The sequence below is a fragment of the Paenibacillus lutimineralis genome (genome assembly GCF_003991425.1).
GTDB lineage: Bacteria > Bacillota > Bacilli > Paenibacillales > Paenibacillaceae > Fontibacillus > Fontibacillus lutimineralis.
The window spans coordinates 4,144,576-4,157,956 of sequence record NZ_CP034346.1; the positions used below are offsets into that span (position 1 = coordinate 4,144,576).

Annotated in this window: 13 protein-coding genes; 4 read left to right on the top strand and 9 right to left on the bottom strand. The window is 45.8% G+C overall.

Annotated elements, in window-relative coordinates:
* Positions 1-40: 40 nt before the first annotated feature.
* Positions 41-1,819, bottom strand: a complete 1,779-nt coding sequence (locus tag EI981_RS18250) for an ABC transporter ATP-binding protein (protein WP_127000557.1) — start codon at positions 1,817-1,819, stop codon at positions 41-43.
* 171 nt (positions 1,820-1,990) lie between these two features.
* On the opposite strand from EI981_RS18250, the gene EI981_RS18255 reads away from it, so the two are divergent.
* From EI981_RS18255 to EI981_RS18265, 3 genes are all read left to right on the top strand, one after another.
* Positions 1,991-2,938 (top strand): AraC family transcriptional regulator, encoded by a 948-nt coding sequence (locus EI981_RS18255; RefSeq protein WP_127000559.1) that lies wholly within the window; start codon positions 1,991-1,993, stop codon positions 2,936-2,938.
* Positions 2,919-3,164, top strand: coding sequence for a cysteine-rich CWC family protein (locus tag EI981_RS18260; protein ID WP_127000561.1), 246 nt, complete (start codon positions 2,919-2,921; stop codon positions 3,162-3,164). The genes EI981_RS18255 and EI981_RS18260 overlap by 20 nt, the downstream gene beginning before the upstream one ends.
* A gap of 173 nt (positions 3,165-3,337) precedes the next feature.
* Entirely contained in the window at positions 3,338-4,789 is a 1,452-nt protein-coding gene (locus tag EI981_RS18265) for an IS1182 family transposase (protein ID WP_127000564.1), read from the top strand.
* 218 nt (positions 4,790-5,007) lie between these two features.
* Here the strand turns inward: EI981_RS18265 and EI981_RS18270 are convergent, their stop codons facing one another.
* The 7 genes from EI981_RS18270 to EI981_RS18300 all read right to left on the bottom strand — a co-directional run bounded on the left by EI981_RS18270 (position 5,008) and on the right by EI981_RS18300 (position 11,172).
* Positions 5,008-5,544: a GNAT family N-acetyltransferase gene (locus EI981_RS18270; protein WP_127000566.1), complete on the bottom strand. Its 537-nt coding sequence runs from the start codon at positions 5,542-5,544 to the stop codon at positions 5,008-5,010.
* A gap of 30 nt (positions 5,545-5,574) precedes the next feature.
* Positions 5,575-6,225 carry an HAD family hydrolase gene (locus EI981_RS18275; protein ID WP_127000568.1) on the bottom strand — a complete coding sequence of 217 codons (651 nt, stop codon included), beginning with the start codon at positions 6,223-6,225 and terminating at the stop codon, positions 5,575-5,577.
* 104 nt (positions 6,226-6,329) lie between these two features.
* Positions 6,330-7,121 carry a lipid II flippase Amj family protein gene (locus tag EI981_RS18280; protein WP_127000570.1) on the bottom strand — a complete coding sequence of 264 codons (792 nt, stop codon included), beginning with the start codon at positions 7,119-7,121 and terminating at the stop codon, positions 6,330-6,332.
* A complete protein-coding gene (locus tag EI981_RS18285) occupies positions 7,111-7,926 on the bottom strand; it encodes a class I SAM-dependent methyltransferase (protein WP_127000572.1) in 816 nt (271 codons plus the stop codon). The genes EI981_RS18280 and EI981_RS18285 overlap by 11 nt, the downstream gene beginning before the upstream one ends.
* A 211-nt stretch (positions 7,927-8,137) precedes the next feature.
* The gene (locus tag EI981_RS18290) at positions 8,138-10,054 is read right to left on the bottom strand and encodes a beta-N-acetylhexosaminidase (RefSeq protein WP_127000574.1); all 1,917 of its coding nucleotides are present in this window, start codon (positions 10,052-10,054) and stop codon (positions 8,138-8,140) included.
* A gap of 229 nt (positions 10,055-10,283) precedes the next feature.
* Entirely contained in the window at positions 10,284-10,685 is a 402-nt protein-coding gene (locus EI981_RS29730; protein WP_227011490.1) for a zinc ribbon domain-containing protein, read from the bottom strand.
* Positions 10,686-10,707: 22 nt separating this feature from the next.
* Entirely contained in the window at positions 10,708-11,172 is a 465-nt protein-coding gene (locus tag EI981_RS18300; protein WP_127000576.1) for a GNAT family N-acetyltransferase, read from the bottom strand.
* A 208-nt stretch (positions 11,173-11,380) separates the two neighbouring features.
* Here EI981_RS18300 and EI981_RS18305 point away from each other — a divergent pair, with 208 nt between their 5' ends.
* A complete protein-coding gene (locus EI981_RS18305) occupies positions 11,381-12,013 on the top strand; it encodes a nitroreductase family protein (RefSeq protein WP_127000578.1) in 633 nt (210 codons plus the stop codon).
* A 287-nt stretch (positions 12,014-12,300) separates the two neighbouring features.
* Here EI981_RS18305 and EI981_RS18310 read toward each other — a convergent pair whose 3' ends face one another.
* Entirely contained in the window at positions 12,301-13,317 is a 1,017-nt protein-coding gene (locus EI981_RS18310; RefSeq protein ID WP_127000580.1) for a S66 family peptidase, read from the bottom strand.
* Positions 13,318-13,381: the final 64 nt, after the last annotated feature.

The following is a 13,381-nucleotide window of genomic DNA, read 5'->3' on the forward strand; positions in this document are numbered from 1 at the left end:
CAGTCCAATGAATGAACTGAGGCTAGAGGAATGATAAATCTTACATATTTTTCAGCTTAAAGAATTCGCCTTTCATATCCAGCAATTGCTCGTAAGTGCCTGTTTCGACAATCTTGCCTTTCTTAAGCACGATAATGCGATCAGCGTTCTTAACGGTAGAGAGACGGTGAGCCACGATGAACGTTGTTCTTCCTTGCATCAACTGCTCCATCGCATTCTGGACATGTCGTTCAGATGCATTATCAAGCGCAGAAGTAGCCTCATCGAGAATAATAATCTTCGGATCACGAACCAACGCACGGGCAATGGCGATCCTCTGTCTCTGCCCACCAGATAGTCTGCCGCCATGTTCTCCAACCGACGTATCCAGACCTTCCGGCAAACTGTCAATCACATCTTGCAAATTAGCCATCCATACAGCTCGCTGTAATATCTCTTCGGAAATATGAGGCAAACCGTAAGTGATGTTCTCCCGAATCGATCCGGAGAATAGGATATTGTTCTGTAGTACGATGGCTAGTGATTGACGATAGCGCGACATGCTGAGCTCACTCATCGGCATTCCATCGATCAGAATGCTGCCGGATTGCGGCTTATAGAAACCGATAATCAAGTTCAGAATGGTAGATTTACCTGAACCTGACTCGCCAACAAAGGCAATCGTCTCCCCCGGCTTCACATCCAGGCTGAAATCATCCAGCACATGCCGGTCCGAATCCTTATAGTTGAAGCTGACTCCTTTGAACTGGTAGCCGCCGCTGAATTTATCAGGTTTAACCTTCCCTTTGTACTCCTCCGTCTCATCAGACAACAGAACTTCGGTGACAGAATGGAGCGACTCGAAGCCCTTGACCAGGTTCGGATATACGTTAAGAATCGATGTTACCGAACCGATCATCATATTGAAGAAGCTCTGGTACATCACGATGTCGCCAATTTCCATATAGCCTTGGTAGGAAAGATAGGCTGTAAAGAACAAGCAGCCCACCTGGAACAGTTGGAAAATAACCCAGCTGGAGGAGCCAAAGTAGGCTTCCAGTACGTCCAGTCGATGTCCACGGTCACGGATATTCTCCAGAGCGGCATCTACCTTACGGATTTCCACTTCTTCGAGGCCGTGGGCCCGTGTTACCGGAATCATCTCTACGGTCTCGGATACTTTCCCTGACATCTCCTCAATATTCTTGCGGACTTCGCGGTTACGCTGCGACATTTTGGTATTGAAGAAGCGAACCAGATAGATCGCCGTTGGCCCCATGAGTAGGAAGAATAGAGCAACGATCCAGCTGTTATATAGCGTGAGTACGACGACAATCGCCAGATTAATCGCGGCGGGAATGATCGTCATGAGCATTTGCCGCGACAGGAAATCGACCGCCTCAACGTCACGCAGTACCTTGGACTGCAGTTTCCCCGCATTCATATCCCCGTGATAGCTTAATGAGAGCTGTTGCATCTTACGAACGAGCGTACTACGCAACCCCGCTTCCACATGACGAACCGCCTTACTGATATAACTGACATGAAGCGTATGTGTCGGGATATTCTGCGCAACGACGATAATGACCAGAATCATATTGATCCAGAATTCATTCATCGAGTGGCGTTCGGGATAACTTACGATGTTAATGATGTTCGCTGTGACGATTGACAGTATCCAGGTGGGTGAATTTTTAATCGTATAGAAAAATGCCGATAAAGCAACTTTCCCCATATGATTACGATATAGACGCGCAAGTAAACTAAACGGTTTGACTTTAGTTCCTTGTTCATTTTCAAATACTTTAGAATAATCCAGAGAGATCTCTGGTCTTGCCATAGGATTCACCTGCTTTTTAGATTATGATAGTTAGTAATGGATTCAGACCATTTGAACCAGGAATAACATCAGTGACTAGTATAGAACTCCTGCTATCTGATCTCTATAACATGATCGGTCTGTTTTTCATGGATTGTTTAACTAAATCGGACATCAAGGAGTGGATCTAACATGACCCCCGATTACCCGGAAATATATTTTCCCCATTACCGTTCGGAGGCCTGCTTATTCTCCCCTCATACGAGAACTGTTGAGAACGGCTGGGTCTGCGGACGGCATGTTCACCATACTATGCTTGAAATACTACTCGTCGTGGAAGGAACTCTGACTACGATTCTCGGCTGCAACGAATTCAGCCAGCATGTCGGAGATATCATCATTGTCTCGCCTATGATGGTTCATGATTTTCAGGTAAGGCTGTCGGAGAGAGTATCCTTCTTTACCATGCATATTCATATCGAGGACACAGAAATTCTCCATCTCATTGGCTCCAACAACCATGGCTTCTATCCGTCAGATCATCCGTTGAACCAACAGATTAAGTCTTCCGTTGAGCGTATGATCGACACCCTATTCCATCGCGGCTGGGCTAAGATGTCTTTGATGCGCGAGGTTTATACCATTCTCGACGAGATGCAGCAATATTTCTCTATAACACACGATATAGGCCCGCTGTCCTTCGATGCGGAATTGTCTAATCAGGTGGCGAGGGAAATTCAAGCGCTCGTTCTAAGGAATAGCGAGGAGGCTGTAGCAGGGGTAACGACAGATAAGGATGCAAATAGTGACTGGCTTGAAGAGATATCGCGCAAGCTTGGGGTGAGCAGGCGGCATTGCCACCGGTTGTTCAGGCAAGCCTTTGGAATTCCCCCACGCGAATATTTGATGGTGCTGAAGCAGCAGGAAGCGATGCAGATGCTTGTGACTAGCAGCGATTCGATCGAACGTATTGCCCACAAAATCGGATACGAGAATGTACAGAGTTTCAGTCGGCAGTTCACAGCCTGGGCGGGCTGTACTCCTAGCACATTTCGCAAGAATAATCTGAACGAGCGCCATCATTTGGTCCCAATCAACTTACAAGAGGTAGGTGCATTGAATGAGTACAAACAATTCTGACCCCAAAATCCCAGAGATTGACCCTTTGCGCTGTCCGTTATGCGGGCAGCCTAATCATTGTGCCTATGCTGCCGGACAACCACATACGACCTGCTGGTGTAATAACTTATCCGTTCCCAAGCCACTGCTTGAGCAGATTCCCGATCAGTTCCGCCGCAAAGCCTGTGTCTGTGAGAATTGCGTCAGAACGTATATTGCTGAGCACGGTGTGCACCAATCTGTATGAACTATATAGAAGCTATAAGCCAGATAGACTAACCCAGATAAAAAGAGCCTGCATTTTTTTCAGGCCACTGAAAAAGTCCATTTCATGTTAAAGGTACAGCCTCTCAAGAAAATTGAGGAAGCTGTACCTTTTTTCGCTTATAATGTAAGCATCATGGAGAGCAGGTGAGCGAGATGATTCGTCAACAACAAACCTTGGTTCTGAGTCCTTATGCGGCATTGTATGATATCGTCGTGCCGAAGGACAACATGCTCCGTCAAATTAATGAACTGGTGGACTTCACCTTCATATACGAGGATCTAGAAGCAAAATATTGTTTGGATAATGGACGCAACGCCATCAACCCCATTCGCATGTTTAAATACTTACTGTTGAAAGCTATCTTTGAACTGTCTGACGTAGATATTGTCGAGCGTTCGAAGTACGACATGTCATTTAAATATTTCCTCGGCATGGCGCCGGAAGACCCGGTAATCGACCCGAGTTCCCTGACGAAATTCCGCAAATTGCGATTAAAAGACATGAATCTGCTCGACATGCTCATCGGTCAGACCGTAGCCCTTGCAATCGAGCAGGATATCTTAAAGAGTACCTCTATCATCGTAGATGCTACACATACGAAAGCGCGTTACAACCAGAAATCACCGCAAGAAATCCTGCAAGACCGTGCTCGAAAATTGCGTAAGGTTGTTTACAGCATGGATGAGTCGGTCAAAACAAAGATGCCCGTGAAGAACATGAACAACGTGCTTGAAGACGAAATTGCATACTGCCAAAAACTTATCGCCTTTATTGAAGAGGAATCTGGAATCGCACAGGTGCCAAAAGTTCTGGAGCCACTTAATCTTCTGAAAGAAACAATTCAGGATGATGTGGAGCAACTGCAGCTTGCGGCAGATCCAGATGCACGCGTAGGACACAAGAGCGCAGATAGTGCCTTTTTCGGCTACAAGACACATCTAGCGATGACCGAGGAGCGACTCATAACAGCAGCCGTAATTACGACAGGCGAGAAAAATGATGGTAAGCAATTACAAGCACTGATCGAAAAAAGCCAAGCTGCCGGATTGCGGGTCAAAACGGTGATTGGGGATACAGCGTATTCGGAGAAAGATAACCTAATCTACACGAAACAGAACGAGATTGAACTCGTAGCGAAGCTTAATCCACTAATTACCCAAGGCACTCGCAAGAAAGAGAACGAATTTCTGTTTAACAAAGATGCTGGAATGTACGTTTGTCCAGCCGGACATATGGCGATTCGGAAAGCACGACAGGGCAAGAAGGGTGTCAGTAACAACCAACAGAGAACCTATTTTTTCGATGTGGAAATTTGCAAACGCTGCCCGTTGAAGGAAGGTTGTTACAAAGAAGGAGCTAAGAGCAAAACGTACTCAGTGACGATAAAGTCTGATGAACACGTGGAGCAGATAGCGTTCCAGGAAACAGAATATTTCAAGGCAAAATCTATGGAACGCTACAAAATTGAAGCCAAAAACAGCGAACTCAAACATGGACACGGGTATGATGTAGCCACATCCTCGGGTCTGCTTGGCATGCAATTACAAGGTGCGATGGCAATATTCGCTGTAAATCTCAAGCGGATATTGAAGCTAGTGGATTGAGGTTTACTAGAAAACACAGCTAAGCTAGACCCACAAAAAGAAGACATTCGTCCCGAAATGCGGTAACGAATGTCTTCTTTTTTGTTATCTAAATAGCATCTGAAGAAAATGGCTAGTTCTTCAGTGGCCTACAAAAATGCAGGCTCTTTTTACGTTTACCCTTTTAAGAGTGAATTACTTTTGCAGTTTTCTTCACAAAAGCGGCTCATTTCGCTAACTTAATTTTCATCAGCCAATACGCTCATAATAATGATATCGTGATAGCTGCCATTTTTGAATATTTTCTTCCGCAGCCTGCCTTCTTCCTGGAAGCCGCAGCTGCGATAGCAGCGATAGGCTCTCTCGTTATAATCGTATACTTCTAGCTCTAACCGATTCAAATTCAAGGACTTGAATACAAATTGCTTGAGCAAATGAATAGCTTCTCGGCCAATTCCTTGCCCTAGCAGATCTTTGCGACCTATCACGATACCCAGCGAGGCAGTACGGTTCTGCCAATCGATTCTGATCAGATCAATCTGGCCAATATAGTCCTGCGTATTTTTATCCGCAATCACGAACCCTCGCATACTATCAGATTTGCTTTCGATCATCATATTTAAAAAAGATTCACTATCATATTCGGACTGCGGAAATGTAAAGATCGTACTCAGTGTCCCTGTAATATCCGGATCATTCACCCAATTACGAATGCTGGGCAAATCCCCCTTCCGATATTCTCGTAACACAATACGATCCCCAATAAGATGCGGCATAATAGATTGGCCCCCTATTCCCTATCTAAACTATGTAAAAAAATCATCCAATTGAATAACTCCAACGTAATCAACGATTAGATCTGCCTGTGATAGATCCTGTGCTCCGGAGTTCGGATTCAGAAAGCCAATACATTTCATCCCCGCCGCTTTTGCTGCTGCAACGCCATGTCTCGCATCCTCAAGGACAACGCAGCATTCGGGTTCGACTCCCAATTGCCTGGCCGCCTCCAGATAGACGTCGGGGGCCGGCTTGCCCTGAGGGACCTCTTCACCGCTTACGATACTACCGAAGTCATTTAGCATCTCAAATCGGGATAGAACGGCCTCGATAAACACTCTTGGCGAGGAAGAGGCAAGTCCAATCGCAATTCCACGACGCTTGAGTTCGGCAAAGAATGGCCTGATTCCGTCGATCGGCTCAGCATCCATATTTCGAATCGCCTGAATCTTCTGTGCCAACTGATACTCGATCAATTCTTCCACAGTCTGACCAATCCCGTATTCCCGCTTGATATCCGCCCACATTTCAGGATTGGTCATGCCTACATACCTCTCAAATTGTTCCTTGCTAAGAGGATATCCAAAATGCTCCATCGTCTCTATATCTACGGCAAAATGAAGCGGCTCACTGTCAATAATGACCCCATCCATGTCGAATATAAAGGCTTGCTTGTTCATCGTTCTCCCTCCTGATAGCTAGGTTTCAAGCGCCATTATATACAATTCTGATCATGCCCGGTTATATCTGATCTCCTACAATCTCTCGATCTGCTTGGATTCTATTAGATCACCTGCACTAGCCAAGCTATGAGATAAGCCGCCGGAACAATGAATAGCTGTGCCAATAATGTACCTAGAAACCGTGATAACATCAGCATAACATATATTTTGCCAAGCTGGTGCTTGGAACCTTCATCATGGATAGCTCGATCAGTAATTAAACCAAGCTGCGGATCAATGAATATGGTCAAGATGATCGTCGCTACCCCGTTGATGATTCCTGAAGCCTGAGAGGCCGTCGTACTAAATGCTGGCGAGAGATAAGCCGCGTAGAGCGATGACAATACTCCAACCGTATAAATTCCCGTGACAATGGTATTAAGCAGCATGAAGCGTTTCGGGATACCTAGAATTCGAAAATGACGAAAATGGAACCGCGGCTTTTGCAAATAATGCCGGGAATTTTTGATCTGCCCGATCGTTACGCTGGCAATTAATCGGGGCAGTGATCCTACGACCTCAAATTTAGCGATAATCCGCTCAAAGACGTTCACAAAAGTCGGGAACAAAAATAAGGCTACCAGCGTACCGGCAGAAGCCGCGAACAGAATAATCCGCAGACACCACAATACATCAAATGAAGCATCCACTCTCGCATAATCGATAAATTTAGCAGTAAGCGGAGCCTGAATCATGTTCGCCGTTCTCGATACAAGTACAATCATACCAGTTAGCGAGAGGGCAACCGCGATTTTGTTCAGCTTCACCCCAGCATAGCGAATCGAATAGGACAACGTCTCAGACGCATGGATAATCATCGTCAACACGAATACAATCGTTAAATTAATCGCCATGCCGCTTAACCGCCACAATCACAAGATGTTCTGTCGCATCGCGATATTGAGGAGATTCACACGTATCGCTAGCTGCTTGAAGCAGATTATCGTATACTGTTCTATCTTCTCGATACAGCCTTGTGACATCTGTCCTCATCCCGGCCAAAAAACCTTCAGCGCCGGCATAAGTCACGATCTCAAAGCCGCCCTGAAGAACCTCTGCTCTGGCCTCCACAGGCGTTGCGAAATAACACTCTGTAAAGCCGCGGTTCTCATCCAGTTCAATCTCTTGTAAATAATCATAGATATACTCAATATCCCTATAGGCTTCGCTAAATTCACTGACTCCGGCCTTCAGGACGCCCCAAGCATTAATATAAGAGAAAATAGCTACTCCGCCCGGCTTCAGAACTCTAAAAGCTTCTTGAATGATAGAATGACGTTCTACCAAATTGCGGACATGATAAAGTGGGCCCAGAACAAGCACAGCATCATAAAAGGATGAATTCAGTACATGAAGATTTCTGGCGTCCTCGCAAATATAATCCTCTGCGTGCAGACCCGCTTCCTGAATCTTAATCTGAGCAAGTTCAAGCTCTCTAGCGGAAAGTTCGAACAAAGTAGCCTGGTATCCTTGCTTCAATAACTCAATAGCGTATTTTCCCGGACCCGAACCGATATCGCAAACATGTCCGGATGTTGGTAAATATCGCCTGAGCAACGTTAATGTACTCATAAACTCAATTCTGCTATATGGGTCATCCAGTCTATGCCATTCCTGCAGAGCATGCTCATCGTAATAACCTCTAACGACCTCGCTCATCCGGCGTCAGCCCCTTTAACCTACTATTTGTATTTTCGTATTCATAGTTGTTAACGAGCTAGTATATGCACTCCCTGATGGGAAATATAACCATAATCATAGTTGGATTTATTAAAAAAGACAATCCCCATTTGCTTCTAAATTCCGTTGGTTCATTTGCAAAAAGAAACGGCCCCGTCCTCGAGGTCGAGACGGAGCCGTAATAAGTGGTTTATAGTGGATTCAATACATGGAAGAATACGTTCGGAGACGCCATCCGGTAGTAATAGCTGCACCAACCGGCTCCCTTATGGTTAAAACGATTGTTAGAGCTGTATATGAGACGCTCTTGTTCCAGCTCCTCGATCCGCTCCAAACGGCCTTCAACATAGTCGATCAGCCTTTCAGAAGCAGTATCCAGGCGGTTGACCACACCACCATAGCGAATATCGATCACTTCCCAGCCGAACGGCTTGAAGACGCGCATCCACTGGCTGCGATGAGCACGGCGAAGTTCCTGTACAGATGAGGAGATTGCCGGAAGCACTTCAACTGCGATTTGCCGCAGCACCTCTTTATTTCCGGAATCATACGCAAGCTTAAGCTGAACTCCGATCTCACTCTTCTGCTTCAGTACACCCGATAATTTCTCCGGCACCTCAAAGATGTAATCAAGCTCCGCCTTAGGGTCGCGGACATCACGCAATGCCTGCTCCAAGGCAGCATAGTGCTCGTTAAGCTCCAGTCCTTCGATCTGTTTATCGAACAAGCCGAGCAATACGTCCTGATACAACAAAAATTTCGATGGATTGCTCTGACTCGTATTATTCGGTTCGGAGCCCGGAACCTCGTCCAGATCCTTGAACTTGAGGAAAGCCTCTGCCTCGATCCCCGTGCAGAATTTCACCCTCTCTGTCACTTGTTCCCACGCCAGACTTCCTTCCGTATATGCATGCTCTGCATATAGCTGAAGACCAAGCAAAGCAGCGACCGGATTACTCTCATTCCCGTCATCGCCCCACATCGTGGCGTAGATGTCACGAATGCCTTCTTGCTTACATACCTTCAGCGCTGAATCTGTAGCGCGCAAGGACAAGCCATAATTGACACCGAATGTGTTGAACACCCAGACGGCTCCCGCAAATGCCAAGTTACATCCAAGCGGACGATGCTTAGCAATTTGCTTCTCATAGTCCTCCATCTCGGTGTGATAGTAGTCCCAGTACACCATTTCCACATTTTTCGGAATGCGCTTAGCCATTTCTTCCGGAATTCCCGTTTCTGAGTTGTAATAATCCCGGCCATCCTCGGAAGCCAGCTTCAAGAACATATCACTCCACATCATCGGCTCAAGACCTAGACGAGATGTTACCTTCAAGATCTTCTCCAAGTGACCGATCATGATATCGAACCGCGCTTCATAACCATTCCGGTCCAAATATTTACCGCGTCCAAGTTCTTCAGCTTCATCCATACCGATGTGGATTCGCTTGCTTCTAAAAGGTGCGCTTACGCTCTCCAGCATATTCTCTACCAATCGATCTACATTCTCATCACCAACAAGTAGAGCTCCCTTGGTATCTTTGTATGTAGCTACGGATTCCCACTTCAGGAACTCTTCCAAATGCGCTAAAGTCTGAATGCTTGGGAAAGCCTCGATCCCAAACTGATCCGCATAGTCATCAATTTCCTTCAATTCAGCTGCGCTATAGCGGCCACGCATATATCCGAAGTACGGCTCTCCAGAAATTTCGTAGGTATCCTCCATATATAGCATCACGGTGTTCAAGCCCATTAAGGCCATCTTACGGAGTAGAAATTTGAAGCTGTCCAGGGTAAGTACACCATTGCGCGACAGATCGAACATTGGACCGATCGTGCCAAATTGCTGATTTTCCTTAATATGAAAGGGTCTTCCCGTTTGCCCCTGCTGAATCAGTAAGCCAAGTCCGCGGAAGAATTGATGCTTCTGGCCGTAGCGAATGTAAGCATTCCCTTCTTCTAGTCCGACCTCAAGCACATCCTCGGCTGTCGAAGGCCCCACTTGAACTTTCCCTCCGTCATCAGACAAAGTAAATGAAAGCTCCTGAGATAATGCTTCAATCCCTAGCAATAGGTCAGCAATATCCCCCTCAAAATGAAGTTTCACGAATAATTCCTCCCACACTAGTAATATTATCATTTACGTACATTGCTCTGGCCCTATTATATGTGAAAAATGCTCCTGATGGGGAACATTTTTGTGACAGTAAACAGCAAATTCCTGATCACGTATCATTCAGGAATGTGCTTTCTTTATAGATTCGAAGAGTTAACTTATGAGCGAAGCAAGGCCTAATTCAGTTGGACAATCGTTAGAGTAACCCCTCGTGTACCATCTACCTGCCAAATATTAAATCCAGCACCGATCCCAGCATTCCGGCCTTCTTCCCCAACAGAACATCCGCATCGTACAATTCAGAGAATCCGCAGTCTATACACGAGACAGCAAGATAGAGATGATGCTGGACATCAAGCAGCCTGCTAACTCCTGACCCGGTCATAGCAATCTCCTTCACCGTGCATTCCCCACCCGAGCATTTAACACATTTGTACCGATCCTCAATCATTGTTATAACTTCATCTACATTTGAACCAAGCCCAGCGACGGGTTCTTCCCCATTCGCCTCCTGAAAATCAGCTTCCGTTACTTCATATAGCTGGTTATGGCATTCAGGACAGCGTCCGCGAACAATCTGAATCTCATGATGGCACCAAGGGCATTCAATCAACTGATTCATACGCGTCTCCTCCTTGAGTCCACTACAAATCCAGGCGAAGACGGATCATATCACGACATGGAAGTCCATCTTCTATGATCTCTTCCTCATAATGTCTGACGAAGAAGTCTCGATCCACTCCCGTAATCCGAAAACCGCATCGTTGGTATAATCTCAGTTGAAGTAGACTTGAATTACCCGTGCCTATTTCTACAGTGTGCGCATGCAAGCGCCGGGCTTCCTCGATGGCCTGCAAAACTAGCCGCTTACCGATCCCACGTCCATGGTGCTGCTCCGCAACGGCAATATTCACAATTTCTATCGTTCCCGGGTGTGTTGGAATCAGAACAAATTCACCAACAAGCTCATCATTGATATAAGCGAGATAACATTTTCCCCTTGCTATATAATCATCTACCAGCGACTTGGAAGGATCAGCGAGCAGCAGCAGCTCATACGGAACCTCTTGCCCGGCTTGCAAATCCAGCAGTTTATATACGATTTCCATTCTGCATTCCCCTATTCCAAAATAATCCTGACTGAAGCATTTTTTTCATCTTATCATGTTTCCCGCGTGGACCGAAAACAAATTTAGAAATAATATTACTATTCATAGAAAATTCACTTTCAAAAAGTAAGCAAATAACATATAATAATATTATGAATTAAAGAAATAACGCATCGCGAATTATTATTATACATAAGGAGTGCTACTCATGGGTGACTTTGTCTCAATTATTGAAAATCGTCGTTCGGCGAATAAATTTATTAAAGGTGTTCAACTACCCGTTGAAGAATTGGAAGAAATATTCAAGCTGGTCAAATTAGCTCCGTCTGCGTTTAATCTACAGCATGCGCATTACCTTGTTGTCAATGACCGTGACATGATTGAGAAGTTGTACGTTGCAGCCAATAAGCAATACAAGGTACTTACCGCTTCCGCGGTTGTCCTCGTCCTGGGCAATTTGGACGCCTATAAGGATGTAGCACGGATCAATGAAGGCTTCTTGAATTTAGGAGTCCTTAGCAAACAAGAGTATGACATGGAGATTGAATCTGTCACTGGCTTCTATGAGGGCGGCGGCCAGCAATTTATGCGCGACGAGGCGATCCGCAACTCTAGTCTATCGGCACAGTTATTCATGTACGTTGCCAAAGATAGAGGCTGGGATACTTGCCCAATGATCGGCTTCGACCCAGACGCGGTACAAGAGTTGCTGAACATTCCTGATAATTATATTCCTACGATGATGATTACCATCGGCAAGGCCGATCCTTCCAGTCAGCGTCCACGCGGCTACCGCAAGCCAGTCGGAGAATTTGTAAGCTATAATGAGTTTGGCAAGTAATAATATAGAGGTTGTTCAAAAAGTCCGCTTTTGATCACGAAGTGAATCAGTAAGCAAATTCGACATCGAATCTTGAATTCAGCCGGGCCTTCCGGTCCTCACGTACCAACTACGTACGCTCCGCTCCTCAGGCCCTAGCTTCATTCAACGTTCTCGGTGCTGAAAACCAGCCCTTTTGAACACGCACTTATAGAAGAAAAGCGGTGCAAAGACAGCCATCGGCTGCCTTGCACCGCTTTTTGTATAGATGCAGTTGTCTATCTTTTAATAGCTTTAGGTAGCGCTGTCTAAGCCTTAAAAATTTGCTTGATTGTTCCCTTCCCGTTCTCCGCCTCAACTTCCGCATAGGCTCCGTTAATCAACGTAACCTGCGGTGGAACATGGCCAAAGTCCATATCATAAATAATCGGCAGCTCTAATTCAGCAGTGAGCTCCTGATATAGATCCTCGGCCGTATAATGATCGATTGGCTGATTAGCACCGCTTCGACCAATCATAATACCGGAACAGTGATCGAACCAGCCAGCTAACTTCATATGAACTAATGATCTGCGTAGATCTGCCGTATTCAGCTCGCAATTTTCCAAGTACCAGAGTATTGGCTCATTATGGATATAAGATTCCTGATAATGACGGATATCCCCGAACTGGGTGCCGATCAGATGCCTGATTACATCGATGCAGCCGCCCAACAGTCTGCCTTCCAGCCTAACCTTCTGTCCGGAAACCGTCTTCCAGCAGGTCGGTTCCGTCAAGTGATAGACACAAGGTGAAGGTGCATCATGCTTCCATTCCTTCTGATAATACGGCGAAGAATGCTGTAGAACCTCTTCTCCTGGCTTCGTTCTTAGCGCGGTCTCCCACATCGCCGTTGTCTCATCGGAGTACTCTCCGCGAAAATCGACCAGATTCGTTCCATGCGCAGTAGCGATTCCCGTCTTCAAAGTCACCGCAAGTAACAGAACACTGATGTCCGAATAGCCCAAGATCCACTTGTTCTGAATCTGTTCGAAATCTATAAGTTCTAGTATTTCGATTAACAACTCTCCGCCCCAGGGAGGAATGATCAAATCTATTTGTTCATCGCCCATCATCTTATTGAACTCATCAGCACGCACCCGGGCTGGAGCCGACTTCGCTTTATCCTGTCTCCAGGCCGTATCGCCAAAGACCATAGCATATCCCTTCGCTTCCATACGGCTGCGAGCTTGTCTGAGTAATTCATGTAACTCAGCAGGAACGCCTGACGAAGGAGCTGTCACACCAATCGTAGCTCCTGAAGGTAAAGATGGATATTTAATCATTAACATTCACCTCACGATATAACTTGACTTCGATTTATCCATTCATTCTAAATCAATTCATTGC

Coding starts and splice junctions, on each gene's coding strand:
- EI981_RS18250 (WP_127000557.1), bottom strand. CDS start 1,819: ATGGCAAGACCAGAGATCTCTCTGGATTATTCTAAAGTATTTGAAAAT.
- EI981_RS18255 (WP_127000559.1), top strand. CDS start 1,991: ATGACCCCCGATTACCCGGAAATATATTTTCCCCATTACCGTTCGGAG.
- EI981_RS18260 (WP_127000561.1), top strand. CDS start 2,919: ATGAGTACAAACAATTCTGACCCCAAAATCCCAGAGATTGACCCTTTG.
- EI981_RS18265 (WP_127000564.1), top strand. CDS start 3,338: ATGATTCGTCAACAACAAACCTTGGTTCTGAGTCCTTATGCGGCATTG.
- EI981_RS18270 (WP_127000566.1), bottom strand. CDS start 5,544: ATGCCGCATCTTATTGGGGATCGTATTGTGTTACGAGAATATCGGAAG.
- EI981_RS18275 (WP_127000568.1), bottom strand. CDS start 6,225: ATGAACAAGCAAGCCTTTATATTCGACATGGATGGGGTCATTATTGAC.
- EI981_RS18280 (WP_127000570.1), bottom strand. CDS start 7,121: ATGGCGATTAATTTAACGATTGTATTCGTGTTGACGATGATTATCCAT.
- EI981_RS18285 (WP_127000572.1), bottom strand. CDS start 7,926: ATGAGCGAGGTCGTTAGAGGTTATTACGATGAGCATGCTCTGCAGGAA.
- EI981_RS29730 (WP_227011490.1), bottom strand. CDS start 10,685: ATGAATCAGTTGATTGAATGCCCTTGGTGCCATCATGAGATTCAGATT.
- EI981_RS18300 (WP_127000576.1), bottom strand. CDS start 11,172: ATGGAAATCGTATATAAACTGCTGGATTTGCAAGCCGGGCAAGAGGTT.
- EI981_RS18305 (WP_127000578.1), top strand. CDS start 11,381: ATGGGTGACTTTGTCTCAATTATTGAAAATCGTCGTTCGGCGAATAAA.
- EI981_RS18310 (WP_127000580.1), bottom strand. CDS start 13,317: ATGATTAAATATCCATCTTTACCTTCAGGAGCTACGATTGGTGTGACA.